Origin of the sequence: Streptomyces durmitorensis, assembly GCF_023498005.1 — a bacterium.
In the GTDB taxonomy this organism is placed as follows: domain Bacteria; phylum Actinomycetota; class Actinomycetes; order Streptomycetales; family Streptomycetaceae; genus Streptomyces; species Streptomyces durmitorensis.
Genome location: NZ_CP097289.1, coordinates 6,084,358 through 6,110,081 on the forward strand (window position 1 = coordinate 6,084,358; position 25,724 = coordinate 6,110,081).

The 25,724-nt window shown below is 67.6% G+C and carries 21 protein-coding genes and 1 tRNA gene; 13 read left to right on the forward strand and 9 right to left on the reverse strand.

Features of this window, described 5'->3' with window-relative positions:
• Window positions 1-71 precede the first annotated feature (71 nt).
• Window positions 72-1,766 carry a vWA domain-containing protein gene (locus M4V62_RS27210; RefSeq protein WP_249589836.1) on the forward strand — a complete coding sequence of 565 codons (1,695 nt, stop codon included), beginning with the start codon at window positions 72-74 and terminating at the stop codon, window positions 1,764-1,766.
• Here M4V62_RS27210 and M4V62_RS27215 read toward each other — a convergent pair.
• The 3 genes from M4V62_RS27215 to M4V62_RS27225 all read right to left on the reverse strand — a co-directional run bounded on the left by M4V62_RS27215 (window position 1,753) and on the right by M4V62_RS27225 (window position 5,373).
• Window positions 1,753-3,486: an arabinofuranosyltransferase AftB family protein gene (locus M4V62_RS27215; protein WP_249589837.1), complete on the reverse strand. Its 1,734-nt coding sequence runs from the start codon at window positions 3,484-3,486 to the stop codon at window positions 1,753-1,755. The two genes, M4V62_RS27210 and M4V62_RS27215, sit on opposite strands and share 14 nt — an antisense overlap.
• Window positions 3,487-3,614: 128 nt before the next feature.
• Window positions 3,615-4,838 (reverse strand): acyl-CoA dehydrogenase family protein, encoded by a 1,224-nt coding sequence (locus tag M4V62_RS27220; protein WP_249589838.1) that lies wholly within the window; start codon window positions 4,836-4,838, stop codon window positions 3,615-3,617.
• A 64-nt stretch (window positions 4,839-4,902) separates the two neighbouring features.
• Window positions 4,903-5,373 carry an SCP2 sterol-binding domain-containing protein gene (locus M4V62_RS27225; RefSeq protein WP_249589839.1) on the reverse strand — a complete coding sequence of 157 codons (471 nt, stop codon included), beginning with the start codon at window positions 5,371-5,373 and terminating at the stop codon, window positions 4,903-4,905.
• Window positions 5,374-5,442: 69 nt separating this feature from the next.
• Here M4V62_RS27225 and M4V62_RS27230 point away from each other — a divergent pair, with 69 nt between their 5' ends.
• The 3 genes from M4V62_RS27230 (at window position 5,443) to M4V62_RS27240 (ending at window position 8,940) form a co-directional block, all read left to right on the forward strand.
• Window positions 5,443-6,114, forward strand: coding sequence for a TetR/AcrR family transcriptional regulator (locus tag M4V62_RS27230; RefSeq protein ID WP_249589840.1), 672 nt, complete (start codon window positions 5,443-5,445; stop codon window positions 6,112-6,114).
• Window positions 6,115-6,313: 199 nt separating this feature from the next.
• On the forward strand, window positions 6,314-8,236 hold the full coding sequence (locus M4V62_RS27235) for an AMP-dependent synthetase/ligase (RefSeq protein WP_249589841.1): 1,923 nt from the start codon (window positions 6,314-6,316) through the stop codon (window positions 8,234-8,236).
• Between the two features lie 263 nt (window positions 8,237-8,499).
• A complete protein-coding gene (locus tag M4V62_RS27240; protein ID WP_249589842.1) occupies window positions 8,500-8,940 on the forward strand; it encodes a VOC family protein in 441 nt (146 codons plus the stop codon).
• Window positions 8,941-9,056: 116 nt separating this feature from the next.
• On the opposite strand, the gene M4V62_RS27245 is transcribed toward M4V62_RS27240, so the two are convergent.
• Window positions 9,057-9,129 (reverse strand) — tRNA-Arg (locus M4V62_RS27245).
• Window positions 9,130-9,397: 268 nt separating this feature from the next.
• Here M4V62_RS27245 and M4V62_RS27250 point away from each other — a divergent pair.
• The 9 genes from M4V62_RS27250 to M4V62_RS27290 all read left to right on the forward strand — a co-directional run bounded on the left by M4V62_RS27250 (window position 9,398) and on the right by M4V62_RS27290 (window position 22,087).
• Window positions 9,398-11,083 (forward strand): dynamin family protein, encoded by a 1,686-nt coding sequence (locus tag M4V62_RS27250; protein WP_249589843.1) that lies wholly within the window; start codon window positions 9,398-9,400, stop codon window positions 11,081-11,083.
• Window positions 11,084-11,088: 5 nt separating this feature from the next.
• Window positions 11,089-13,065 (forward strand): YfjP family GTPase, encoded by a 1,977-nt coding sequence (locus M4V62_RS27255; protein ID WP_425574990.1) that lies wholly within the window; start codon window positions 11,089-11,091, stop codon window positions 13,063-13,065.
• Window positions 13,066-13,250: 185 nt separating this feature from the next.
• Window positions 13,251-13,670, forward strand: a complete 420-nt coding sequence (locus tag M4V62_RS27260; RefSeq protein ID WP_249589845.1) for a single-stranded DNA-binding protein — start codon at window positions 13,251-13,253, stop codon at window positions 13,668-13,670.
• Window positions 13,671-14,041: 371 nt separating this feature from the next.
• Window positions 14,042-15,502 (forward strand): Cys-Gln thioester bond-forming surface protein, encoded by a 1,461-nt coding sequence (locus M4V62_RS27265; protein ID WP_425574989.1) that lies wholly within the window; start codon window positions 14,042-14,044, stop codon window positions 15,500-15,502.
• Between the two features lie 1,369 nt (window positions 15,503-16,871).
• Window positions 16,872-17,474: a hypothetical protein gene (locus tag M4V62_RS27270; RefSeq protein ID WP_249589847.1), complete on the forward strand. Its 603-nt coding sequence runs from the start codon at window positions 16,872-16,874 to the stop codon at window positions 17,472-17,474.
• Entirely contained in the window at window positions 17,467-18,579 is a 1,113-nt protein-coding gene (locus tag M4V62_RS27275) for a DUF262 domain-containing protein (protein WP_249589848.1), read from the forward strand. Before M4V62_RS27270 ends, M4V62_RS27275 begins: the two co-directional genes overlap by 8 nt.
• Before the next feature lie 799 nt (window positions 18,580-19,378).
• Window positions 19,379-20,110, forward strand: coding sequence for a hypothetical protein (locus tag M4V62_RS27280; RefSeq protein WP_249589849.1), 732 nt, complete (start codon window positions 19,379-19,381; stop codon window positions 20,108-20,110).
• A gap of 449 nt (window positions 20,111-20,559) precedes the next feature.
• Window positions 20,560-21,504 (forward strand): hypothetical protein, encoded by a 945-nt coding sequence (locus M4V62_RS27285; RefSeq protein ID WP_249589850.1) that lies wholly within the window; start codon window positions 20,560-20,562, stop codon window positions 21,502-21,504.
• Window positions 21,505-21,730: 226 nt separating this feature from the next.
• A complete protein-coding gene (locus tag M4V62_RS27290; RefSeq protein ID WP_249589851.1) occupies window positions 21,731-22,087 on the forward strand; it encodes a M14 family metallopeptidase in 357 nt (118 codons plus the stop codon).
• A 313-nt stretch (window positions 22,088-22,400) separates the two neighbouring features.
• Here the strand turns inward: M4V62_RS27290 and M4V62_RS43940 are convergent, their stop codons facing one another.
• The 5 genes from M4V62_RS43940 to M4V62_RS27310 form a co-directional block, all read right to left on the reverse strand.
• Complete coding sequence (locus M4V62_RS43940; protein ID WP_425574988.1) at window positions 22,401-23,300, reverse strand: pentapeptide repeat-containing protein; 900 nt, start codon at window positions 23,298-23,300, stop codon at window positions 22,401-22,403.
• Window positions 23,301-23,418: 118 nt separating this feature from the next.
• Window positions 23,419-23,754: a hypothetical protein gene (locus M4V62_RS27295; protein ID WP_249589852.1), complete on the reverse strand. Its 336-nt coding sequence runs from the start codon at window positions 23,752-23,754 to the stop codon at window positions 23,419-23,421.
• 382 nt (window positions 23,755-24,136) lie between these two features.
• Window positions 24,137-24,439, reverse strand: coding sequence for a hypothetical protein (locus M4V62_RS27300; RefSeq protein ID WP_249589853.1), 303 nt, complete (start codon window positions 24,437-24,439; stop codon window positions 24,137-24,139).
• Window positions 24,436-25,173 (reverse strand): GntR family transcriptional regulator, encoded by a 738-nt coding sequence (locus M4V62_RS27305; protein ID WP_249589854.1) that lies wholly within the window; start codon window positions 25,171-25,173, stop codon window positions 24,436-24,438. The genes M4V62_RS27300 and M4V62_RS27305 overlap by 4 nt, the downstream gene beginning before the upstream one ends.
• An 8-nt stretch (window positions 25,174-25,181) precedes the next feature.
• Window positions 25,182-25,406: a hypothetical protein gene (locus tag M4V62_RS27310; protein ID WP_249589855.1), complete on the reverse strand. Its 225-nt coding sequence runs from the start codon at window positions 25,404-25,406 to the stop codon at window positions 25,182-25,184.
• Window positions 25,407-25,724: the final 318 nt, after the last annotated feature.

Here is a 25,724-nt window from a genome sequence, read left to right on the forward strand (position 1 = left end):
GTCCCCGAGCGAGCGATCGGGCCACCTCGCGCGTCACAGTCAGGAAAGCCGACGAGCCGAGGGGGACACACATGGGGACCCGGAAGATACGGCAGGGGTTGCTGGCCGTGGTCATGGCGGGCGGGGTGCTGCTCACCGGGTGCAGCTCCGGTGCCGGTCAGAACACGGACCGGGCCGTCGACGGCAGCGGCAAGGAACGGCGCGGCACCGCGCCGATGCCCGCGCCGCCCGCCCCCGACGGGCGGCGGGAGGGCAGTCAACAGGACGGCAAGGAGCGCGACTTCGCGCCGCCCGCGGACTACCTCTCCACCTTCGCCCTGGACGTGGACACCGCCTCCTACGGCTTCGCCCGCCGCACCCTCGCGGAGGGCAGGCTGCCGGACCCGGCGACCGTACGGCCCGAGGAGTTCGTCAACAGCTTCCGCCAGGACTACCCGCGCCCCGAGGGCGACGGCTTCTCGGTGAACGTGGACGGTGCCCGCACCGACGAGGACGGCTGGTCCCTGATGCGGGTGGGGCTCGCGACCCGCGCGGACGGCTCCGACGGCGAACGCCCGCCCGCCGCCCTCACCTTCGTGATCGACGTCTCCGGTTCGATGGCGGAGCCCGGCCGCCTCGACCTGGTCAAGGAGTCGCTCGGGATCATGACCGACAAGCTGCGCGACGACGACTCCATCGCGCTCGTCACCTTCAGCGACAGCGCCGAGACGGTCCTTCCCATGACCCGCCTCGGTGACCACCGCGGCACGGTGCACTCGGCCATCGACGCCATGGAGCCGACCCAGTCCACCAACCTTGAGGCGGGCATCCGCACGGGGTACGACACGGCGGTGAGCAGCCGGCGCGACGGCTCGACCAACCGCGTCGTGCTCCTCTCCGACGCGCTCGCCAACACCGGCGAGACCAGCGCCGACGGCATCCTGGAGCGCATCTCCGACGCCCGCCGCGAGCACGGCATCACCCTCTTCGGGGTGGGCGTAGGCAGCGACTACGGGGACGCGCTGATGGAGCGCCTCGCCGACAAGGGCGACGGCCACACCACGTACGTGTCGGACAGCGAGGAGGCGCGGAAGGTCTTCTGCGAGCAGCTTCCGGCCAACATCGAGCTGCGCGCCCGCGACGCCAAGGCGCAGGTCGCCTTCGACCCGCAGACCGTCAAGCAGTTCCGGCTCATCGGGTACGAGAACCGCGAGGTCGCCGACGACGACTTCCGCGACGACAGCGTGGACGGCGGCGAGGTCGGGCCGGGACACACCGTGACCGCGCTGTATGCCGTACGGATGAGGCCCGGCGCCAGCGGGCACGTGGCGACCGCCGGCGTCCGCTGGCTCGACCCCGACAGCCGCGACCCGCACGAGGAGTCGAACGAGATCGAGTCGGGCGACCTGGACGGCGGCCTGTGGGACGCGGGCCGCGGGCTGCGGACCGCGGCGGTCGCGGCGTACTTCGCGGACGCGCTGCGGCAGGGGACCTACGCGCAGAGCGAGCCCGGCGACCCGGCGGTGCGGCCCGGCACGGGCACGACGGGCAACGCCCCCGATCCGATGTCCACCTCCACCACCTCCAGCGGGTCCACCGGCTGGCAGCCCCTCCCCGGCGCGCCCTCGCTGGCCGATCTGGCAAGGAGCGCCGAGGAGTTGTCGTCGGGCGATGACACGTCCCTGCGCGACCTCGCGACCGCCGTCCGGCAGGCGGACCGCCTGACCGGCGGATACGGGGACGGCGGAGGCGGGGGAGAGGACGAGGGCGAGATCAGGACGGGCTGAGCGCCTTCGGCTGCCGGTTCGGCTGCCGGGCGCCGCACAGCTCCCGCTCGGCCCGCACCGGATCGTTCGGGAAGCGGAACGACGTCCGCTCCCACACCCCGGTGACGTTGCGCAGGAACCTGCCCGGCGTCATCGGATCCCGCGTCGCCGCCCGCAGCTCGGCGAGCGGCCCGCAGCCGAGCGCCCGGCGTGCGGCGGCGACGCCCGCCGGGTCGAGGCCATCGGGGAGGGGGCCGTGGCCCCGGTCGGCGAAGATCCAGGTGTCGGGCAGCCGCTTGTCGTGGCCCACACGGCCGTCGGCGATGCGCTCGGAGTGGGCGGCCAGCGGGTAGGCGAGGCCGATCGGGTCCAGGGCGGCTCCGTCCAGGGGGACCACCGTGCCGCTGAAGCCGAGGGTGCTGAAGACACCGGTGACGGTGGGGGAGTTGGCGCCGGCCGGGGTCCTCGCGAGGAACAGGCTCGGTGTGCCCGCGCGGTCGGCTTCGCGTACGAGACGGGCGTAGGTGACGTTGCTCGGGTAGCCCGCGAAGTCGTGGTGGAGGGGGTGGGGGGCCGCGTTCTGCCGGACGTACACCCCGCGCTCGTCCGCGACGCCGCCGGGCCCGATCCGCCCCTCGTAGGGAATCCGCAGCAAGCTCGCGCAGGCCACGGCCCAGATCCCGACGCCGACCGCCGCGATGGTCCACGCGCGCGTGAGCGGCACCAGGAAGACCGGCAGGAGCATGAGAAGGAGACCCGGCAGGAACATCCGGCCGTGCATGAAGTCGCCGCCCACCTTGATGACGTAGACCCAGCAGAGGAGCCCCGCGACGACGGGCGCGAGCGCCGGGACCAGGGGAGCGGCGGCCCGTCGCCCCGCCGCCGACGGCAGCAGGGCCGTGAGCAGGAACAGCGCGGGCACCCACAGGAAATAGGGCCCGGCGAAGTCCGCGAGGTAGTCGAAGCCGCGCCCCCACAGGCTCTGCGAGGCCTCCTTGGTCACACCGGGCAGCGGCATCAGCTGCCCGTAGTACCCGACCCGGAAGATCTCGTACGCCACCGGCAGCGCGAGGGCGGCTCCGAGTCCACCGAGAGCGGCCCGCCGCGAGGGCCGCACCATCAGCCACTGGGCGCCGAGGAAGACGGCGGACACGAGCGCCAGGTCGGGCCGGACGAGAGGGCCGAGCCCGATGACCACACACGTGGCGAGCGAGGGCGCCCGCGTAACGAGCAGCAGCCAGGCCCCCGCGATCCAGCACGTGGCGAGGCCGGTCTCCAGGCCGGAGGTGGCGAAGTCCCAGACGGGCGGCAGCGCGAGCAGCACGAGACAGCCGAGGGGCAGGACGGCCCTGTCCGCGTACAGCCGCAGCGCCCCGAGCGAGGCGAGGGCGAACCCGGCGGCGGTGAGCAGCAGCCCGCCGTACATCGCCGCCCTCGCGATGTCGAGGCCCGGCAGCCCCGCGAGCACCAGCAGCCACTGCCAGAGGGTGCCGGTGGAGGACTCGGCGCGCTCGCCCGCGTTGAAGACGGGGCCGTTGCCGGCCAGGATCTGCCGGACCGTGCGGACGTAGATGTGCCCGTCGTCGGACATCCAGCGGCGGTGGAACCCGGCGAAGGCGATGGCGAGGGCCGGGAGCAGACAGAGGACGCCGCGCCGAAGACTTCGTCCGGCGCTGCGTCGGCTGTTGAGCAGCCCGAGGACGGCGTCGGGCTCGCGGAGGGAGAGGTGCGTCGACGTCATGATCTTTTCATCGGCGCGGGTCAGGCGTGGCTTGAGAGCGGTGCCATTCCTGGCCCGGGGCCTTGGGCGCCGTTCATCACCGGCTTCGCCGAGTTCGTCCTCAAACGCCGGACGGGCTTACCCCCCCCTCAGCGAATCTGCCGCCCCGAGATGGCCCTGGCGATCACAAGCCGCTGGATCTCACTCGTCCCCTCGAAGATCGTGTAGATCTTCGCGTCCCGGTACATCCGCTCCACCGGATGCTCCCTGCTGTATCCCGCGCCCCCGAGCACCTGCACCGCCTTCTCGGTCGCCGAAACGGCCAGCTCTCCGGCCCGCAGCTTCGACATCGAGCCCTGCCCCGCGTCGAACGCCTTGTCGTTCCGTGCCATCCACGACGCCTGCCAGATCAGCAGTCGCACCGCCTCGATCTCGGTCCGCAGATCGGCAAGGGCGAAGGCGATGGACTGGTTCTCGATGATGGGGCGGCCGAAGGCGACCCGGGAGCCCGCGTAGTCGAGCGCGTACTCGTACGCGGCCCGCGCGATGCCGAGGGCCTGCGCCCCCACGGTCGGCCTGCTCACCTCGAAGGTCGCCATCGCCGCCTGTCCGCGGCCCCCGGAACCGGCCTTCGTCCCCTCGCGGGCCCGCGCGAGCCGGGCGTCGAGCCGCTCCTTGCCGCCGAGCAGGCAGTGCCCCGGCACGCGTACGTCGTCCAGGAACACATCCGCCGTGTGCGAGGCCCGCAGCCCCAACTTCCTTATCTTCTTGGCTCCTTCGAGGCCTCGCGTGCCGGGCGGCACGATGAACGCCGCCTGCCCCCGCGAGCCGAGCGCCGGGTCGACGGACGCGACGACCACGTGGACGTTGGCGATGCCGCCGTTCGTGATCCATGCCTTCTGGCCGGACAGGGTCCACTCGTCGCGCGCCTCGTCGTACGTCGCGCGCGTCCGCATCGCCGACACGTCCGAGCCCGCCTCGGGCTCGGAGACGCAGAACGCCGCGACCTTGGGCTCGTCCTCGTCGCCGAAGCACTGCGGCACCCACTCGGCGAGCTGGTCGGGCGTGCCCGCGGAGAAGATCCCGGCCACCGCGAGCGACGTGCCGAACAGGGCCATCCCGATGCCCGCGTCGCCCCAGAACAGCTCTTCGTTGGCGATCTGGAGCGAGAGTCCTGTCGGGTCGCCGAACAGGTCGGCCAGGGACTCGAATCCGTACAGGCCGATCTTCGCGGCCTCCTGGATGACGGGCCAGGGAGTCTCCTCGCGCTCGTCCCACTCGGCGGCGGCGGGCCGCACCACGTCGGCGGCGAAGCCGTGCACCCAGCCGCGCAGGTCCCGCTGTTCCTCGGTCAGTTCGAGAGAGAAGGCCACGGTGTGTTCCCTTTCTGAAGCTTTCTGAAGCTTTCTGAAGTCGTTGGACCGGGTCCGTGTCGGGTCAGGCCTTCGGGATGTCGAAGTAGCGGGTGAGACCGGCGGCGAACGCTACGTCGCCCACGATCTTGATCTTGCGCATCATGAACATCGTCACGGGGCTCGCGTTGCCGGACACCAGCTTGAGGAACTCGGCGTCGGCCATGACGAGCGTGACGCGCGGCTCGGCGTCCGAGCGGCCCTCGCGGACGGCGCAGGTGCCCTCCTGGATGTCCGTCTCGTAGACCGCCTCGTCGATGCCCGTGATCTTCCAGCGGATCAGGGCCTTGACCGTGCCCGCGGACTCCGGCTTGAACTGGCGGCCCATGCGGCCGAACACCTCTCCCAGGACGCGGGCGCGCAGCTCGCCGTCCTGGGCGATCTCGGTGATCTCCTTGCCGGACAGACCCTTCACGATCTTCGCGAACTCCTCGGGAGTGACGCTCGCGAAGTCCAGACCGGCCACACCTTCGACGCCGCCGACACCGTCCGCCATGGCAATCTCCTTACTCAACAGTAAACTTACTAAGGGGTAAGGTAGCCCCGAGTCTGGGAGGCTGCAAGGGTGACGGTCAACGGGAGAACTGAGGGACGGCAGGGACGGCGCCGGCGCGTTCCGCGCCAGGAGCGCGAGCAGCAGATCATCGATGTGGCGGTGACGGTCTTCGCCAAGCGCGGCTACCACGCCGCGTCCGTGGACGAGATCGCCGAACTCGCCGGGATCTCCAAGCCGATGGTCTATCTCTACCTGGACTCCAAGGAAGGGCTCTTCCTCGCCTGCCTGCGGCGCGAGGCCGACCGCCTGGTCGCCGCCTTCCAGGGCGCCGCGCGGGCCGGGGGCGGTGCGCCCGAACTGCGCCTGCACGCGGGCCTCTCGGCGTTCTTCGCCTTCGTCGCCGAGCACCGCGACAGCTGGATCGTCCTGCACCGCCAGGCGTCGGAGCTGAGCGAGGCGATCGCGTCCGCCGTCGCCGACGCGCGGCGCGCGGTGATGGCGCAGGTCGCGGGCCTGGTCTGGGACGGCATCGCGGAGAGCGAGGGCGGCACCCAACTGGACGACGAGGACGCCGACTTCGTCGCGCACGCGCTGGTCGGGGCCGCGGACTCGCTCACGGACTGGATGAGCGGCCATCCGGGCCAGTCCCCGGAGGGGGTCACGCTGCGGCTGATGAACATGGTGTGGGTGGGGATGGGGCGGGTTCTTGAGGGGGAGGTCTGGGTGCCGTCGCCCGAGTGAGTGCCCCGTTGTCATCAGGATGAGCCCACCCCTCTGATTTCTTCGCTTCTCTTCGCCTCTCTTCGCTGCACGCCCCATTGAACTTTCCCTACGCTTGAGTAAGTTGACCTCCCAGTAAGTACGCATGCACCGCATCACCACTGCACGACCTCTGCACGACCTCTGCACGTCAGCTGGTAGCCGGGAGCCGGGAGCCGTCATGGGCGTACGCAAGGATCTGAAACGGGCGCAGCGCCACAGCGAGCTGGCGGACCGCGCCGCCGTGGAGCTCGTCCGGGACGAGCACGGCACCGTGCGCGAGGCGCGTACGCCCCGGCTCGCGGCGAAGGCCACCGCGGGCAGCACCGCAGACATCCCCTTCACCAATGCCGCCGAGGCGCCCGACGCGGTGGTCCTGCGCCGCAAGCAGGGCGGCCAGTGGCGTCCGGTCACCGCGGCGGCCTTCGCGCGTGAAGTCACCGCCACCGCGAAGGGGTTGATCGCCGCCGGGCTCGAACCGGGCGGCCGGGTCGCGCTGATGTCCCGTACGCGGTACGAGTGGGCCGTACTGGACTTCGCGATCTGGGCGGCGGGCGGGCAGACCGTGCCCGTGTACGCGACGTCGGCGGCGGAACAGATCGAGTGGATCGTGCGGGACTCCGGGGCGACGCTGCTGATCGCGGAGACGGCGGAGAATGTCACGACGGCCGGGACGGCGGTCGGGGAGCTCGCCCCGCCCCCGCGCATCCTCTGCGTGGACGACGGCGCACTGGCCGAACTTGCCGCCCTGGGCGCCGAGTTGTCCGACGATGAGGTGACCAAGCGGAGGTCCGCCCTCACCCCGGAATCCATCGCCACCATCTGTTACACGTCGGGCACGACCGGCAAGCCCAAGGGCTGCGTCCTCACCCACGGCAATCTGCACGCCGAGGCCGCGAACACGGTCGACCTGCTGCACCCGATCTTCAAGGAGATCACGGGCCAGGTCGCCTCCACGCTGCTCTTCCTGCCGCTGGCCCACATCCTGGGCCGCACCATCCAGATCGCCTGCATGCTCGCCCGGATCGAACTCGGCCACTGCCCGAGCATCAAGCCGGACGAACTGCGGCCCGAACTGCGTTCGTTCAGGCCGACGTTCGTGGTCGGTGTCCCGTACCTCTTCGAGAAGATCCACGACACGGGGCGCGCGACCGCGGAGAAGATCGGGCGCGGCGCGTCCTTCGACCGGGCCGAGGGCATCGCGGTGCGCTTCGGGGAGGCGTATCTGAACAAGTTCCTGGACAAGAGCAGCCCCGGCCCCTCGATCGGCCTCCACCTCGGCTGGGCGCTGTACGAACTGCTGGTCTACCGCCGCATCCGCAAGGAGGTCGGCGGCAGGCTGCGGTACGCGATCAGCGGAGGCTCGCCCCTCGACCGGCGCCTCAACCTCTTCTTCTACGCCGCCGGGATCATCATCTACGAGGGGTACGGCCTGACGGAGACCACGGCCGCGGCGACCATCACGCCGCCGCTGAAGCCCCGCCCCGGCACGGTGGGTCTCCCGGTGCCGGGCACCGCCGTGCGCATCGCGGAGGACGGCGAGGTGCTCATCAAGGGCGGCATCGTCTTCGGCTCGTACTGGAACAACCCGGCCGCGACGGACGCCGTGCTGCGGGACGAGTGGTTCGCTACCGGTGACCTGGGGGCGCTCGACGCCGACGGCTATCTCGCGATCACCGGACGCAAGAAGGACATCATCGTCACGTCCGGGGGCAAGAACGTCTCCCCGGCGATCCTGGAGGACCGGCTGCGCAGCCGTGCGCCGGTCGGGCAGTGCATCGTCGTCGGCGACAACCGTTCGTACGTCGGGGCGCTCATCACCCTGGACCCGGAGGCCGTCGAACACTGGCTGGCCGTGCGCAAGCGCCCGAAGGACACCCCGCTCGCCGAGCTGTGCCGCGACCCGAAGATGATCGCGGAGATCCAGAAGGCCGTGGACTACGCCAACGCGGCGGTCTCGCGGGCCGAGTCCATCCGTAAATTCTCCCTGATCGAGGGCGAGTTCACCGAGGACAACGGCCTCCTCACTCCGTCGCTGAAGATCAAGCGGCATGCGGTGGCGGCGGCGTACGAGGCCGAGATCGAGGCGCTCTACGGAGAGTGAGGGGGGCCGCCGCCAACCTCCCCAAGACCCTCGCCGGCGATCTCTCCGAGGCCGGATCCCTTCGCTGAGGTGCGCAAGAGTGCCTTCCCGCTCGGGTGGGCGAACCTGTCGGCGGGTTGATGCATCCGAATGAATCTCAGCTGAGGCCCGATCCAGATTTTTCGGAGATCGGCGCTCCGGGGATGTCGAGAACGTGTCACCGGCTCCGTCCCAGGGACATCAGCGGCCACCACCGGCCGGGCGAGGAAGAAGGAGAGACCATCATGGCGATTCAGCGGATGGACAACGTCGGCATCGTCGTCGAGGACATGGATGCCGCCATCGCGTTCTTCGTGGAACTCGGGATGGAGCTGGAGGGCAGGGCGGAGGTCAAGGGCCCCGTCGCCGACCAGTGCACCGGGCTCGACGGCGTCCACTGTGACATCGCGATGGTCCGGACCCCGGACGGCCACAGCCGTCTTGAGCTGGCGAAGTACCGCAGCCCCGCGGCGACCAGCGAGGGCCCGCGCAACAAGCCGCACAACATCCTGGGCACGCACCGCGTCATGTTCGCCGTCGACGACCTAGAGGACACGGTTGCCCGCCTGCGCCCTCACGGCGCCGAAGTCCTCGGCGAGATCGCCCGGTTCGAGGACAGCTATCTCCTCTGCTACGTCCGCGGCCCGGAGGGCATCATCGTCGGCCTGGCCCAGCAACTGGGCTGACCCCGGACCTGGGTGCGGCCCGGCGCTTATGCGCCCGCTACCCGCCGCCCGCTAGGTTCCCCGCACGAAGCAAAAAGGCCCTCCCGGAGGGAGGGCCGAACAGGGATCGTATGAAGCGCCCCCGGCAGGACTCGAACCTGCGGCCAAGCGCTTAGAAGGCGCCTGCTCTATCCACTGAGCTACGGGGGCCGGATGGTGGCCGGTGGCCTGGAGCCCGGGTGGGGACGAGCCGTGACCTTGCCGGGGACAAGGATAGGGCTCCCGGGTCCTTGTCCCTGGTGCTTCGCCTCCGAGGCGCTATGTGGAGGTTCAGTGAAGCGGTCCTGATAATCGCAGGCAGGTACGAATCCCGCATCGCTTTTGGCGTCTCACGCCCCGGGTGTTGTGCACTCGTTATGCCTGCGCCCCAGTCGCCCCTTCCGTCCCGAGTGTCCGATCGGCGCGCAGGGGTGCCCATATGCTTCAGAAAGCCGTCAAAATTGGGCATTCTTCGCATGTGGTGACCTTGGACGTACGGCCTCAACTGCTCGACGCACTCTCCGCCCTGCGCGAGCGTGTCGCCGCCGCACGCTTTCCGCTCCCCCTGGCGGGGGCGCCACGCGCGCGTGCCAACCGGGACGAGCTCCTCGCCCAGCTCGACGACTACTTGGTGCCCCGCCTGCGCGCCCCCGAAGCGCCCCTGCTCGCCGTGATCGGGGGATCGACCGGGGCGGGCAAGTCCACCCTGGTGAACTCCCTCGTGGGGCGGCAGGTCAGCGAGGCGGGGGTGCTGCGGCCGACGACCCGGACGCCGGTCCTCGTATGCCATCCGGAGGATCATCACTGGTTCGCCGGAATGCGCGTACTGCCCGACCTCACGCGCGTGTGGGTGCCTCGTCCCGAGCCCCTGGACGGCGAGGACGACGAGGGCGACGGGTGCGAGGATCTGCTGGCCATCGGGCCCGACGGCGAGCGTGCGCTGCGCATCGAGACCGCGGAGACCCTGCCGCAGGGGCTCGCGCTCCTGGACGCCCCCGACGTCGACTCGCTCGTCTCCGACAACCGGATCCTCGCCGCCGAGCTGATCTCCGCCGCCGACGTCTGGGTCATGGTGACCACCGCGTCCCGGTACGCGGACGCCGTGCCCTGGCATCTGCTGCGTACCGCCAAGGAGCACGACGCCACCCTCGTCACCGTCCTCGACCGGGTGCCGCACCAGCTGGTGGCCGAGGTGTCGCGGCAGTACGGAGCGCTGCTCGCCAAGGCGGGCCTCGGCGATGTGCCGCGCTTCACGGTGCCCGAGCTGCCCGAGTCCGCGGGCGGCGGCGGGCTGCTTCCGTCCACCGCCGTCGCGCCGCTGCGGGCCTGGCTCACCCACCGGTCCCAGGAGCCCCACGCCCGCGCGCAGGCCATCGCACGGACGGCACTCGGCGTCATCCAGTCCCTCAACGTGCGGGTCCCGGAGCTCGCGGGCGCCGTCGCCACCCAGTACGCGGCCGCGCTGCGGCTCACCTTCGCCGTCGACGAGGCGTACGAACACGAGCACGCGCGCGTGCGGGAGCGATTGCAGGACGGGGCCGTCCTCGCGGGTGACGCGCTGAAGCGGTGGCGCAGCTACCCGCTGGACTGCGGCGCGGGCGAACTCCTCGACGCCGTCTCCGAGAGCCTGGAGGCGCTGCTGCTGTGCGCGGTGACCGCCGCCGACGAGCGGATCGACGAGGCGTGGCGGCGCGAGCCCGCGGCGGCCGCTCCCGGCCTCGGCGACCGCGACCGGGACGCCGAGAGCGCCGAGCACCGCATCGGGATGGCGGTACGGCGCTGGCGGCGCGTCCTGGAGGAGTACGCCGAGGACGAGGTCCGCGGGCTCGACAAGATCGACAAGAACTTCGTGCCCGACCCCGAGGTCGTCTCCGCCCTGCTCGCCACGGCCCTGCTCGGCGGAGCCCGCGGCCGCTCGGCGGGCGAGACGCTCGCCGAGCGGATCGGCGCCCAGGGCGCGCTCCGGCTGCGGGACCGGGGCGGACGCCTGCTCACCACCTACCTGGACAACGTCCTGGGCGCCGAGCGCGAGCGACGCCTCGCCCCCCTCGACACCCTCGACGTGAACCCCGAACCCCAGGCCGATCTGATCGCCGCGCTGTCCGTACTGCAGAAGGAGAGGTGACCGCGGTGACTGCCGTCACTGATCACACCGAGCACGAGCGTGAGCGCGAACACGAGCGTGAGCGCGAACACGGGCGTGAGCGCGAACACGGGCGTGAGCGCGAACATGGGCGTGAGCGCGACGAGCTCTCCGACGGGCCGCCGAAGGCGCCCGAGAGCGCTGCCGGAGACGACAGCGCCCGTAGCGGCTCCGAAGGCGTCTGGGACGACGGGCTGATCGCGCGTCGCGGCGGTGCGGCTGCCGGGCGCGGTGGGGCCACTGAGGGGCCGGGGGGCGGCGCTGACGCGTATGCCCCGGCGGGGACTCCGTCCGAGGCGCCGTCCAGTACGCCATCCGGTGCTCCCTCCGGTACCTCGTCCGGTGTCTCCACCGCGTACGAAGGGCCCTTGCGCGCCCGTCTCGACGCCCTGCGCGAGCTCGTCGGGCTCTCCCGCACCCGGCTCGACAGCGCCACGCTCGCCGAGGCGGGGCGGGTCCTCGACGAGGCCGCGGCCCGGCGCAGGCTCTCCGGCAGGCACACCGTCGTCGCCATCGCGGGCGCCACGGGGAGCGGCAAGTCGACGCTGTTCAACGCCCTGGCCGGGGTGACGATCTCGGAGACAGGCGTGCGCAGGCCGACCACGGCGGCCCCCATCGGCTGCAGCTGGACCGACGGCGCCGCCGGGCTCCTCGACCGGCTCGGCATCCCCGGACGGCTGCGCAGGCGCCCGCTGCAGGGGCCGGACGCGGCCACCCTGGAGGGGCTCGTCCTGATCGACCTGCCCGACCACGACTCGGCGGTCGGTGAGCACCGCGCGCACGTGGACCGGATCCTCGAACTCGTCGACGCGGTCATCTGGGTCGTCGACCCCGAGAAGTACGCCGACGCGATGCTGCACGAGCGCTATCTGCGACCCATGGCGGGCCACGCCGAGGTCACGTTCGTCGTGCTCAACCAGGTGGACCGGCTCCCCGGCGACGCCGCCGACCAGGTGCTGGACGATCTGCGCCGACTGCTCGACGAGGACGGCATCGCCCTCGGCGAGCACGGCGAACCCGGTGCCACCGTGCTCGCCCTCTCCGCGCTGACCGGCGACGGGGTCGGTGAACTCCGCGACTCCTTGGGCCAGTTCACCAAGGAGCGGGGCGCCGCGGCCCGGCGGATCGCGGCCGACCTGGACGCCGCCGCCGACCGGCTGTGGCCCGTGTACGCCGCCGGGGCCGGGGCGGGCGGGGGCCGGGGCGGGACGCGGATCGGGCTCAGCGAAGAGGCGCGCGAGGAGTTCGCCGACCGGCTCGCGGACGCGGTGGGCGCGGCGGCCGCGGGTCAGGCCGCCGAGCGGGCCTGGCGGCGCCACGCGGGCAAGGCGTGCGGGACTCCTTGGCTACGGCTGTGGCGGTGGTACGAGGCCCAGCGCGGACCGCAGAACTTCGGCTGGCCCGTGCCGCAGGCCCCGGCGGACGAGGAGGCCACGGCCCGGCAGCGCGTCGAGCACGCGGTGCGCACGGTGGCCGACGAGGCCGCTTCGGGGCTGCCCCAGCCCTGGGGGCAGGCCGTGCGGGAGGCGGCGGTGCGCGGTGCGGAGGGGCTGCCCGAGGCGCTCGACCAGCTGACGGTGCGGGCCGGGGTGCCGGAGGGCAGGCCGCCGCGTCCCGGGTGGTGGCCGGTCGCGGTCCTCGCCCAGGCGGCGATGACGATGCTCCAAGTCGTGGGCGGGCTCTGGCTGGTGGCGCAGATCATCGGCATCGCGGTGCCGAACCTCGGCGTGCCGGTGCTGCTGATGCTGGCGGGCATCGTGGGCGGTCCCTGCGTGGAGTGGGGGAGCCGGATGGCGGCACGGGGGCCTGCGCGGCGCTACGGCCTGGACGCGGAACGGCGGCTGCGGGAGGCGGCTGCCGGGTGCGGGCGGGCGAGGGTGCTTGATCCGGTGGCGGCGGAGTTGCTGCGGTACCGGGAGGTTCGGGAGCAGTACGTGCGGGTGACGGGGGCGGCGGTGGGCTGAACGGGGCGTTGCGCCGGGGCCCCGTTCGCATGGGGCGGCGCCCGTTCGGGTGAGGAAGTTTTCCACAACTGCCCGGTAGGCCACAGGACTCAGCGGGATTCTTCCGGCCGGTCCACTCTGAGATCGACGCCGCGGGACCGACCGCCGCGGCGGCGGAATCGGAGTGGACGAGGGAGGGGTTCGGCATGAACGAGACCTTGGTGACGGTGGTGGGGAACGTGGCGACGACGCCGGTGTTCCGGGAGCTGCCCTCGGGGCCGGTGGCGCGGTTCCGGCTCGCGGTGACGGCGCGGTACTACGACGCGGTGCAGAACGTCTGGGCGGACGGGCACACCAACTTCTTCACGGTGTGGGCGAGGCGGGCGCTCGGCTCGAATGTGCAGGGGTCGCTGACGATCGGTGAACCCGTCATCGTGCAGGGGAAGTTGAAGGTGCGCGACGAGGAGCGGGGCGGCCAGCACTGGACGTCGGCGGACATCGACGCGATCACCATCGGCCACGACCTCTCGCGCGGGACGGCGGCGTTCCGGCGCGTACTCAAGGCGAACGCGGCACTGACGGAACCGGCGGCGGCGCGCGAGCCGGAGCCAGAGCCGGTGGGGTGATGGTCCGTCAGGCGGACGGTGGGCGGCCGCGGGCGGGCTGAGGGCGGCGGCGGGCCTCGGCGACCGAAGTGCGGCTTATCGGGGAGTGGGTGAGTGGATGCCCGAATGGGTTCCGTTGATTTGTCGATAAGCCCAGCTCGGAAAGGTTGTTGGCGATAACGATTCCGAGTCGGATCGGTTATCGAACGGCAGGACTGGGGACCGTGGTCTGCCGCGTCCCTAGGATGCCGAACGTAGCTAACGGGGCAGTTGGTAGTGGATGCCACGCAGGTGGCAGGTGATTCTGCCCCTTTCGATCTGCTGGCGGGATCACCCCCCTCGATGTGAACGGGTCCCGTCCGGAGGGGAATTCTGTGTCTTTTGCGCGTTCTGTGTTCGATGCGTTCTCTGCTCTCTCCGGGGGCCGCGCGTGCTCTGCGCCGTCCCGGCGGAGACGGGGCGCCGCGCGCCTCGCCGCGGTGACGCTGGCGACCGGGGCCGTCGCCGCGGGGGCGATAGCCACCGCGGGTCCTGCCGTGGCGGAAGAGGTTCCGCAGCACCGGGGCGGAGCCGTCGCGACGCTGGGCGGGCTCCAGACGTACGACCAGGCCGTCATCCGTGACAACGGGGCGAGCCAGCAGGTGCCCGCCGGACTCTTCGAGATGTCCGTGGACGGCGGCGGCACCCTGCAGACGTACTGCATCGACATCCAGAACCCCACGCAGAAGGATGCGAAGTACCAGGAGACCCCCTGGAGCGGCACTTCGCTGAACGGCAACAGGAACGCGGGGAAGATCCGCTGGATCCTCCAGCACTCCTACCCCCAGGTGAACGACCTCGCCGCGCTGGCCGGCAAGGCGGGCGCGCGGGCGCTGACCGAGCAGGAAGCCGCGGCCGGCACGCAGGTGGCGATCTGGCGCTACTCGGACGGCGCCGACGTCGAGGCGGCCAACCCGCAGGCGGAGAAGCTCGCGGACTACCTCTACAAGAACGCGCGCGCCTCGGCGGAGCCCAGGGCCTCGCTGACCCTCGACCCGCCCGCGGTCTCCGGACGCGTGGGGGAGCGGCTCGGTCCGGTCACCGTGCGGACGGACGCGGACACTGTGTCCGTGACGCCGCCCGCGGACTCGGTGGCGAGCGGGGTGAAGGTGGTCGGCAAGGACGGCAAGGCCATCACCTCGGCGGTCAACGGCAGCCAGCTGTTCTTCGACGTCCCCAAGGACTCCGCGGACGGCTCCGCGGCACTGGCCGTCCAGGCGACGACCACGGTGCCGGTGGGCAGGGCCTTCGCCTCCGAGACCCGGAGCCAGACGCAGATCCTCGCGGGCTCCAGCGAGTCCACGGTCTCCGCGACGGCGAGCGCCACCTGGGCCAAGAAGGGCGCGATACCGGCGCTGTCCGCGGAGAAGAACTGCGCCAAGAGCGGCGTGGACATCACGGCGAGCAACCCGGGCGACCGGCCGTTCACCTTCCGCCTCATGGGCCTCAAGCACACCATCGAGGCCGGCACGTCGCGCACGGTGACGATCCCGCTGCAGGAGGACCAGCCCTACGACTTCACGATCAAGGGACCGAACGGCTTCGAGAAGCGGTTCAAGGGCGTGCTCGACTGCCAGACCGAGGGCAGCACGATCGGCAACAAGACGGAGCCCGTAGCCGACCCGAGCCCCGCATCGGCGGGCGGCACCGGCACCGGCACGGGCGGCGGCGACCTCGCGGAGACGGGCGGATCCAGCGCGACGCCGATGATCGCGGCCATCGCGGTCCTCATGGTGGTGCTCGGCGCGGTGGCGATGTTCCTGCTGCGCAAGAAGAAGGACCCGACGGCCACGGACGCACCGTCGGAGGACTGACCGGCGGCCCCCTTGCGGGGCCGTCACCCGTTCATGGCTCCACCCGTGGCGTCCGTGCTGCTTCTTCGACGCCGAGGCAGGTGCGCGGTCCCAGAGACGTTGAAGATCTTTCTCGATGTCCTCGAAGGAGCCGTTCGCCATCGGGGTGCCCTCCTCCAAGCGCTTGATCCGTCGATAGGCGCCGGCGAGCTCCTTCGCCATGCCGTCCAACTGCGCGAGTACGGGTGTCGAGGCGGTGAGCTGGGCTTCTGCGAACGCAGCATGATGGGCGTGCCGGGCTGCCTCCAGCTCATCCCGGGAGGCGTCCGTGACGTTGCCCAGACGGACGTCCCAGAGGTAGTTCATGAGTTGGATGCGGTAGCGCCGATAGGCGGCGTTGGTCGCGACATAGCAGGCTCGCCGCTCCGAGAGCCGAGCCTCTGCCTGGTCCCTGGCCCATTGGGCCCGCATGGCTTCCTGCTGGCGCTCGAACTGGCCCTCCTGCACACGACTCACGATGCGCTGGGAGAAGACGGGGGCCAGCAAGGTGCCCGTGACACCGGCGAGCGCAGCGATCAACGCGGTCAGACCATCCCCCATACCTGCCCCCACAGGTCGCCCGGACGCACTTCGGACCTCGCTCTCATGATGCCCAGCAGGCAGACAGCTGGTGGGGGTTTTGGGCCGTCCGCGGGCCGTGCGAGGTTGCTCGGCAGCGCCCCATGCTGACAGCCGGTAGCGGGTCAACTACCCAAGTGGCCGGCGAATGTCCAGGTCATGGCCCCCCGGCCATACTGGTTTCCCCTGGTAGGTGGCCGTCAGGCAAGATGGGGTGTTTTTGCCGAGCCTGATCATGCCAACGGCCCCTGACCAGCGGGTTATCCGCTAACCAGGGGCCTCACGCTCCTCTCTGATGCCCGTCCGCCATCGCCCGTAGTCTGCTCCCCGAGTGCATCCCTGAAGTGCGAGGCCTGCTAGACGTCATTTCCGTTGGTGAGTCTGCAGTGGCGCATGAGGGCGGAGGCGGCGGAACCACCCGCTGGGACAACGTCGGTGGTTGCTCCAACGCCGACTGCTCGGCCTGCGCAGCAGTCATCACTTGAGACCGCCGCAAGATGCCGCCAACTGAAATGGCATCTCAGCAAGGGAGCTGCGCTGTCGGAGCTCGGGCAGGTCGCCACTCCATCTACGGGGTAGTGGGCGACGGGATCAGTTCGAATCAATCCGACCTGCGGCGTGATGGAGCGCGCTAGGATCCTCGCACGATTTCCTCGGAGATCGCACGGCGACCGCGCAACCGAGGGCCCGGACCCATCATGTTCAGGTCAGTGCGGCGCAGATGTAACGACTGCAGCGCGTACATGCTCAGCCCGACGCTCGCTGAGGGGACATGATGGACGATGTTTCAGGGCTACCTGAATTCTGGAAGGAGTTCAGTTCTCTGGGGCAAGAAGTTGATTACTTTGTGACTGCCCGGCTGTTCGACGGAACACCTGCGGTGTGGCCACAAGAACTCAACTACATCAAATGGCGGCATTTGGTTGCAACCGAGCTAGACGTGGACCCGATGGCTGTGCAACTGGTCGGAAGCGCACGTCTGGGTTACTCCATGAACCCGTATAAGAACTTCAGGAAATTCCACGAAGGCTCGGACTTGGACATCGCGGTGATCTCACCAGAGCTGTTCGACAAGGCATGGGGTGAACTCCGAGAGATAATTGAGGACGAGCTCTTCGCCCAGAAGAAGAACTACCTGCGCAAGCTGGTTTTCGAGGAGTGCATCGCCCTTGACCTCGTGCTACCACGACTGTCCTTCGGCGAGCACTGGTCACGTTCCAGGGATCTCTTCATCCAGGACATCGGCGGAGCCTTCAGGAGCTGCGAGATCAATTACCGTCTATATCGCAACCATAGGTCACTTAGAAACTATCAGGTGAAAAGTGTGAGAATCGCGCGCGATCGCGCGATTGAGGAGGGCGTGCACCATGGCTGATCACGGGCTCAAGTTCGAGATCGAGTCGAAAACGGTGGCGGAGTTCCGGTCGCTAGACAAGTCCGGCGAGCTGACCCTCCAGCCTGAGTACCAGCGAAAGGCCGTTTGGCCCGAACGCGCCAAGGTGTCCTTGATGGAGACCATTCTCCTTGGGTATCCGATCCCGGAGATCTACCTCTCGTATGAGACATCACCGGAAGGGGAGCAGACCGCGTCCGTCGTCGACGGTCAGCAGCGTCTCACCTCCTTGCTTGCGTTTCTGAACAACAAGTTTCCGTTGGACGGGCTGGAGGACGAGAAGCTAAGCGAGAAGTTCGAGGGGAAGTTCTTCAAGGATCTGCCCGCCGATGTACGCCAAGAATTCTTCCAATACCGCTTCCCGATTCGGCGTCTTTCCAACCTTGCCGATGAGTTTGTACGCGCAGTTTTCGCTCGCGTCAACAGGGTCAACATGGTACTGACGGAGCAAGAGCTCCGAAACGCTTTGCTGCCCGGCCCATTCAATGAATTCCTTAAAGACTGCGCAGCTCACCAGCTAAGCACAGTATCCGGCGTCTTCAGCGGTGAACGACGTAAACGAGGCGGCGATCTGGAGTTCTACGCAGAGGTCTTCGGCACCTGCATCTTCGGACTATCCAATAAAAAGACCGAACTCAACGAACGCTATGACAAGATCTCGGAAGATTTCGAGGACTACCGGGACCGTTCTACAGAATTTCTCGCACTCCTGACGTTCCTCAGTGAAACTAGCAAGTGGGCTGGCCGAACCAGGTGGTCGAATATCGTCGACATGTTCACGCTGCTACATACCTCCTGGGGGCTACGCAAAGAGCTATTCAACGCACAATCGGATCAGAGAATGCAGGTTCGGGACCTTCTCGACCTGTTCCAGCGCGCAGTCTCGGCCAGGAAGCGCAATGGCGATAACGGAGAAACTGCTGCCCTCTTGACATCTCTTGCAACTATGGTCGACATGACCGATGGCGAAATCGAGAATATCGTCGAAGAGTATACGTCGGGCATCCGGAATTCGTCTGACCTGGGATCACGCAGAGTTCGCTCTCAGCAACTGACGTTGGTTCTCTCGAAGAAGCTCAAGAGCTAATCCACCTAAGCTGCACTTTTAAGGTACTGACGTCAGTCGTGTGCGCTGGTTCGGGCATCACACTGAGGGCGAGACCGTGGTCACTCTCTTGCGTACCGGCGTACAGACTCTCGGAACGCGGTGACGCCTGACTCGTAGTCTTCCACGAGATCTGTTGGCACGCCGTCATGCGTAGCGATGGCGCTCTGAACTTCAATGGCACGCGTATGAACTTGTGTGGCAGTTGTGTGTACTTCTCTGTGGTCGTGAAGGCGTGAGTACGCCGCTAACCTGCCGAGTTCACGGACTTGGTCCTGGGTGGCACTCTCACTGGTGAACAGTCGGCTCAGTTCCTCCGCCACGGCGAGAAGCTCCGCGTGCCGATCGCGTCGCGCCTGTCGCTTGCGACTGCTCTCTTCTCGCTCCCACTGACGCCTTTGAGTAAGAGCCGTGAGGAGACTGCCGGTCCGCACGCCTGTCAGCGTCGCACTTGCCGTGATGAGAACCGTCCACGTGTTGTCGGCCATCGTTGCATCGTCTGGCACGACCACAGTTCCCGGAAGCGCCTCAACCAACAGCGGGTGACGGCTGCCATCGAAGCGGGCCTGTCTGACTGCCACTGCCGAATGCGTGTCGAAGTTGGCTGACAGTAGGAGCCACCTGGCCAGCAACGCAGGTCAGAAGCCTGTTCCACCACAAGCACCAGGCGCCTTCTAAGCGCCATTCGCCCCCTGGCAGCTGGCAGGAGGATCGGCAAGCAGAAGGGCGAGCCAAGCTCTATGGTCGGGATGCCCGTACTTGATGCCCGGGGGGGGGGCTCATGGTCGACAACTCGCCACGGCACGTTCGGTTGAGGCTTGCTCGGCGGCGAACAGGGCCAGACCGGGTCAGGGCACGGGTACGGGAGGAAGTAGAGGAAGCGCCCGAGCCGGAACCCAGGGTTTCGGGGCGGCGTCGGATCGCCTGGGCGCACTTGGGTGCTGTTGTCGGCGCCCTCGCGGCAATCGGGGGCCTCGTTTTCACGGCAGTGGCCACGTACTACAGTGCGGCTGTCGCCGAGGATCAGCTCCAGCAGTCTCGCGAGGTGGCGGAGAAGGAAGCACGTGATCAGGCGTCACGAGTCAGCCTGTGGGCAGTGGGCTTCCAGCACACGGAAGTCCACGTGTTGAACAGGTCTCAAGATCCTCTTACGGCTACACGTCTCTTCGGCGAAGTCGACTTCGTTGAGCCCCCGAACCTGACCAAGCCACTCACGGCTCAGTTGTACGTGGATCTGTTCAACATGGCGCCGTGCACTGAGGTAATCCTGAGGCCGAACCGGTGGGTCGTGATGACGAGTGACGGTGAACGGCTAGACATGAAGAAGGCACGCGGGCTCATCAGTTATATGGCACTTGAGCTCATCGACCGTGACGGCCAGTCCTGGCTCCGCACTAATGGTGGGCTGTACAAGACAGCGGAGCTCAGACAACCCGAACTCAAAAGGCCCGGGGCGTGGAGCTCTTACCTGGCTACTCCCGTCGTCAAGCCAGCTGCTTCCTGCGGAGATTAGGAACGTCCGGCTTCGTAGCGCGGCAGCACCCAGCACTCGCCCAAGTCGGTGCCCAGCGACGACCAGCGACAAACCGAGTCTGAGTCCCAGCGAAGCCTGACCTGAACCGCGACCGGAGCCAGGCCATAGCTTGGGCTTGAACGTCGAGAGGCCCGCGTGACAGCAGGGCAACGCCACTGCGCTGACCAGGACGCCCAGCAGTACATGTTCCTGCGCCTTAGCACCACTGGCAGTCGCCCGTGGACTATGTGTGGACGACAACCCCGGATTCCGTCGTAGACACCCCCGTGACCAGCCCCTATTGCACTCTGCGAAAAGGGCCTCCGGAGTCGTGTGCACTCCAACAGCGCTACGACCCAACATGTGGATTCGTATCCCGAAACTAGGGCCATCAGACTCCGCGGCCTTCCATACTTGTCTGCATGCCACCGCGCCGCCGCAGGTACACAATGAGCCTGCACTTCCCTTGGGGACTTCCTGTCGACGTGAATGATCTCGGCCTCATGGAGACCGTCATGATCGGCGAACACAAGGTCACCATGACCCTGCCTCGGGTGCCTGATGACGGAAGCAGTCAAGGCAGCCTCTCAGCGCCCCTGAGCTACGCCGGCACCCCACTCCCCGACGCTGTCCTGGAAGCTTTCAAGGGCCGCTGGGGGTACCAGAGTTCGGACCGGCTGTGTCCCGTCCATACTGCGGGAGGCTCCGTACTGCTCACGCCGTCGGATGAGATGTGGGATTCCCCTGAGTTCGAGACGCTGAGTGCGGGATTCTTCACCTGGTCCCGGATCGTCCAAGAATGGGCCGCACTGCGTACCGGCGAGCCCCTGCGGGACTGGGACAACCAACTCAGGTCGTCAGCCATCCACCTGCACATCCAGCGTGGACACCTCGTCGGAAACCCCGCGCGGTTCAGGACCCTCTACGTTGGGCTGGGGCCCCTGACCCGGGAGCAACTACGCGGAGCACTGCGCTGCGCCTCGAAGGGAGAACACCCTCCCATCGAGCACCGGACGCTGCTGTACGCCAAGGATGCGCTCATAGGGGGCGATTACCGCAAAGCAGTCATTGATGCGGCAACGGCCGCCGAAGTGGCCCTGGCCTCCTACGTGCGTGATCAGCTCACACGGAGAAGGCTCCCAGCCGTGTTCGTCGAGAAAGTGATCAAAGATGTCAACGGGATCATCAACCTCCACGGCCTGTGCGAGAAACTGGGCGGCATGCCGGGCGTCAAGCTGAGCGTCGTGAAGAGCCAGATCGCCGGTGTCAGGAACATGGCTGCACACGGAGGGAGCACCCCCTCAAAAGCAGAGGCTGACCTGGCCATCAAGCATGCTTCGACGATCGTCCGTGCCCTACGTCCGCTTCCCGGTGGTATGGCACCTCGGGTCTAGCCATTCGAACTTCCGGAGCGTCTAACTGCGTGACAACGCCGACGCGCAGCGGCGGACAACCGCGAACGTCTTCGGACAGTCGCAGCTGGTGAGAAGCGCACCGCCCAAAGGCCGAACACCCACCCAAGTTGCTTCGGGACGAAGCAGTCGCACGGTCTCAGAAGCACAACTAGCCCTAGGTCACCAACAAGGTCGGCCTGTCAGTGCTGCGTGAGAGCCTCCGGGCATGAGCTACGACTTGGCTGTGTGGGAGGGCGAGCGCCCTGCGGACGGCAAGGCAGCCGCGCGAGCGTTCACCGGCCTCTATGAGTGCTACGTCGATACAGATGCGGAGCATCCACCGACCGAACGCATAGCGGCTTACGTTGCTGCCCTCCTGGAGCGGTGGTGTGACGTGACCGAGGATGAGGAGGACACCTCCCCCTGGTCAACGGGGCCGTTGATCGGGGAGGCACGCGGCCCACTCGTCTACTTCCCGATGCGCTGGAGCATGGCTGAGGAGGCCTCCGGTTACGCGGCGACCCTCGCGGACTCAATGGGGCTGGTCTGCTTCGACCCTCAGCAGAACCGGCTCAGGCCCTGAAGGAGGAGGCCCGCTTCCGTCTCATTCAGCGCCGTTCACGGCCGTTCAGACGGGACGAAAGTCGGTAGCCACTCTCACGGCCGGTCGCACATGAACGCAGGTGAACGGCCCCGTTCGGAGCCTCAAGCCCCACCACCACAGTTGGAAAGCGTGTTGGTCGGCGAATCGGTCCGGGCCGTCCCCTGCTCGGTGTTGTATCCCTTCCCTCTCGTTCCCGGTTTCAGCACGGCGTCTACCTTGCATTCATCGACAAACTTTGAGAGCGCCTTACGTAGTGTCCCAATTCTCACGAACCCTAGTTTGGCACATGCGGTCACTCCGGGGAGATCTGTTTGCTCTCGCGGATGCGTGCTTTGATCAGTGGGTCTCCAGCAACTTCTGCCGGAAGGACGGTCGTTACGTCAAGTAGTGCTTCGGCAGCCTGAGCTGCAGTTAGTCTCTTGGTCATATCTAACTCTCTTGCTCTGCGAAGGTCCGTTCTCCGGAGGACTGCATCCATTAGGTCTGTGCCTTGCAGGCGAGCGCCCTGAAGGTTGGCATCCTGGAGATTCGCGCTCCATAAATTTGCACCCCGAAGAATTGCCTCCTGTAGGTCTGCTCCGTAAAGATTTGCATCCTGAAGGTGTGCCCCTTGGAGATTAGCAAGCCATAGGTCTGCTTGCCGAAGGCTCGCCCCCTGAAGATAAGCACCGCGAAGTACCGTTCCCCGGAGGTTGGCACGCACGAGGTTGGCTTCCTGTAGGTTTGCACCTTGCAAGTTCGCCTTCCAGAGGTTCGCTCTCCAGAGGTTCACACCTACAAGGTGCGCGTCCCGAAAATCGGCCTCTTGTAGTTGAGCACCCTGTAGTTGCGCATCCTGTAAGCGCGCCTTCCGCAAGTTCGCTTCCCGAAGGTCCGCACCCCGGAGGTTCGCTTCTGTGAGGTCTGCTCCCTGGAGATTGACTCCCCGAAAGTTAGCGCCCGGGAGGTGAGCCCGCGCGAGCTCTGCGCTCTGGAGTTGAGTGTGTGCAAGATCAGGTGAAGCGGTTTCCCAGTCAGTTGGTCGCCTGCCGATGACCGCCAATGCCGCATGAACATCTTCTGCAATCGAAGTCGGCTCTTCTGTCTCTGCCCTCTCCGTATCAGTCGCGTCACTGGCATTTCGAGCCGATGTGCGAATGAAGGCCGCGAGTACCTCCACGATGGTCGACCGATCTCTCTGCGAATCACGCATGATCCGCTCCAGAGAATAGATCCCTCCGAGACGCTGCGTAGGGTTACCCGAGCCAAGGAGTTTGATGGCCTCAACATAGCGTCCCGTTACCTGACCCTCCCGCGTTAGTTCGGATTCCTCACGGTCCTTGGCGCGCGTGTGATCCAAAGTTTCGCGTGTGTGTTGCAAGGTTCGATGTGTGTAATAAAGACCCGCCTGCGAAGATTCCAGCACCGAGCGCGACAAGCGCAGTGCGAAATCCGGTGATCACGATTCCGTCGGCGGGTTCAAGGTTCTGGTCACGCAGATGTGAACCATCGACCCACCACGGCCCGCGCCAGAGCAGCAAGGCGTATCCAGCAACAGAAAGAGCCAGAATCACCATGCTTGCGAGCCGTTTCGCCGGCAACTTCATGCCGCGCATCATGTCCGTGGAACGATCGGCAGATGCACAGCAGGCGGAGAAACGGGACATGTCTACGCTCTGGCGCTTGGTAATTGCTCATGCACCTGGCCCAGGCGATTCCCTGCTACCCAACGAGGCGTTGCAGCTGGATGCCCCGTGCGCGAACACCCGCACTGTTGTCGCATCACGAGCCCACCACGTGGAGCATAGAACAGCGGGAATCACGGCGAAACCAGCCGAGCCCGACGCGGCCACGGCACGGTCGTTCGTCTAGGCCAATGCCCGAAGAGCGGTTGCAAATGATCGCAGCTTCCCAAACTGGGGACACTGATGGCGTATTCGACCAACTTGGCTTGACTGCGACAAGCCCGGGCCCTCTACGGGATTCCCTCTCTTGCGCTACTCATCACTGAAGTTCTCGGCGAGGGGGTGGCGCCTTCCGGCTACCCCCTCAGGAGCGGGGAGGCTCCCTCGCCGCCAAGAGGTGACCGCGGCTGGTCGCTACACGAAGCGCGTCCCGTAGGGCTGCAGTCAGGGCCGTCGCTAGAAGTCGCAGCGCCTCCAGCTCCGCATCCTCGTTGTCCAGTATTTCCCGTGCCTGCTGCAGCAGTTCGGCTGCCATGCCGATCTGTACCGCCTCGATGTTGTCTGCCAAGCGGGACATGTGGCCATCGCTGTCGTCGGTGCTGAGGTAGCAGGGCTTGCCCTCAGGTCCCGACCAGGGGAGGAGGCGCAGCTCGTTTCGGGTTGTCATCTTTCCGTCAGTCCCTCGTCGATCACGTGGTTGGTGGTGAAGACCGCATCTGCGCGGTCCCCTGGGAGAATCAAGAGCGCGGCCTCGACTACGCGCCCAGTGATGTCGTCGGCTGTCACGCGTGTGATTGCGAGAACCGCTAGGGCGGAGCTGATTCGAAGGGCTGAGGCTTCTTCTGGCGTCGGGAGGCGGGCGCTGACTGTCTCCCGGATCTCCGCTGATGCCGGGTGCAGTGCTGCGAATCTCTCCGCTGCTCCCTCGTACGGGCGCGGGTCGTTGAGTACGGCGGCCGGCGCCAGGTCGCGAGGGATGTAGACGCGGGCCAAGCTGTGCGGCGACTCTGCCTCGTAGCTGAGGCAGAGGAACTCCGTCAGGGGGCTTCCGGTCGGCACCCGCAATAGGTCCGTCAGTTGTCCGCGTGCTCGAATCTTGGTGGCGCGGACTGTGATGCGCAGAGTTGGGTCAGGAGCGGTCTGTGGCTGCTCCTGCGTGCCCCAGCCTCCGACGTAGGTGATTCTGCGGAGGGAGCGACGAACGAAGTTCCCCTTGCCGTGGATCTTCTCGATCAGGCCCTCTCCATGGACTACCGCCAGAGCGCTCCGCAGCGTTGCCGTGCTGACGTTGCACCGGGCGGCTAGTTGGGTCTCGGAGGGGAGGCGTTCGCCGGGTTTGAGGCAGCCCGTCGTGATCTGGTTGCGGAGGTCGTCGGCGATGCTGTGGCGGCGAGAAGGCACTGGTTGGATCACCTTCTTCTCGTCATCCGAAGGGCGGCGAGTCGGCTTCGCGGGTGCATGGTCAGCAGCTCGCCTGATTCAAATACGAGTTGCTTAGCGCCGCCCGGCAGTTGAACGAGGTCGATCACACGGCATGGCTGGCCGCCAACCTGGATGACGTCGCCGCGCAACACGCTGGCTGCGGTGATCTCGACCGTGGAGGCCAGCGCGCCGCTGGGTGTCCATGTCCTCACTGCGATGCCTCCGCAGGGGCTGGTTGGTTGGCCGTCGCGTGGCAGGGGCAATCGCATGCCTCGTAGACCACGGGGACGTCAACCGGTGCTGTCGCGGGGGAGGGCTCCGCGCACGCGTGGTGCGTACCGATCCGGCACGCGCTCGACCGATAGGGGGCGGCCTGAGTGTGCTTGATGCGGGGCTGTGGGTTGAGTGGCATCAGCGGGCACCCACCAGGGTGTTCCAGCTAGCCGCGTGGCGGAGTTCGTCTGTCGAGTGTTGTTGTGCGCGCTCCTTGGAGATCAGTAAGGGGGCACGTTCGGTACGGATGAAAACGC

What these genes read in the sequence shown, in the direction of transcription:
- M4V62_RS27210 (WP_249589836.1), top strand. Translation starts at nt 72, where the DNA reads ATGGGGACCCGGAAGATACGGCAGGGGTTGCTGGCCGTGGTCATGGCG.
- M4V62_RS27215 (WP_249589837.1), bottom strand. Translation starts at nt 3,486, where the DNA reads ATGACGTCGACGCACCTCTCCCTCCGCGAGCCCGACGCCGTCCTCGGG.
- M4V62_RS27225 (WP_249589839.1), bottom strand. Translation starts at nt 5,373, where the DNA reads ATGGCGGACGGTGTCGGCGGCGTCGAAGGTGTGGCCGGTCTGGACTTC.
- M4V62_RS27235 (WP_249589841.1), top strand. Translation starts at nt 6,314, where the DNA reads ATGGGCGTACGCAAGGATCTGAAACGGGCGCAGCGCCACAGCGAGCTG.
- M4V62_RS27240 (WP_249589842.1), top strand. Translation starts at nt 8,500, where the DNA reads ATGGCGATTCAGCGGATGGACAACGTCGGCATCGTCGTCGAGGACATG.
- M4V62_RS27250 (WP_249589843.1), top strand. Translation starts at nt 9,398, where the DNA reads ATGCTTCAGAAAGCCGTCAAAATTGGGCATTCTTCGCATGTGGTGACC.
- M4V62_RS27260 (WP_249589845.1), top strand. Translation starts at nt 13,251, where the DNA reads ATGAACGAGACCTTGGTGACGGTGGTGGGGAACGTGGCGACGACGCCG.
- M4V62_RS27270 (WP_249589847.1), top strand. Translation starts at nt 16,872, where the DNA reads ATGATGGACGATGTTTCAGGGCTACCTGAATTCTGGAAGGAGTTCAGT.
- M4V62_RS27275 (WP_249589848.1), top strand. Translation starts at nt 17,467, where the DNA reads ATGGCTGATCACGGGCTCAAGTTCGAGATCGAGTCGAAAACGGTGGCG.
- M4V62_RS27280 (WP_249589849.1), top strand. Translation starts at nt 19,379, where the DNA reads ATGGTCGACAACTCGCCACGGCACGTTCGGTTGAGGCTTGCTCGGCGG.
- M4V62_RS27285 (WP_249589850.1), top strand. Translation starts at nt 20,560, where the DNA reads ATGAGCCTGCACTTCCCTTGGGGACTTCCTGTCGACGTGAATGATCTC.
- M4V62_RS27290 (WP_249589851.1), top strand. Translation starts at nt 21,731, where the DNA reads ATGAGCTACGACTTGGCTGTGTGGGAGGGCGAGCGCCCTGCGGACGGC.
- M4V62_RS43940 (WP_425574988.1), bottom strand. Translation starts at nt 23,300, where the DNA reads ATGCGTGATTCGCAGAGAGATCGGTCGACCATCGTGGAGGTACTCGCG.
- M4V62_RS27295 (WP_249589852.1), bottom strand. Translation starts at nt 23,754, where the DNA reads ATGTCCCGTTTCTCCGCCTGCTGTGCATCTGCCGATCGTTCCACGGAC.
- M4V62_RS27300 (WP_249589853.1), bottom strand. Translation starts at nt 24,439, where the DNA reads ATGACAACCCGAAACGAGCTGCGCCTCCTCCCCTGGTCGGGACCTGAG.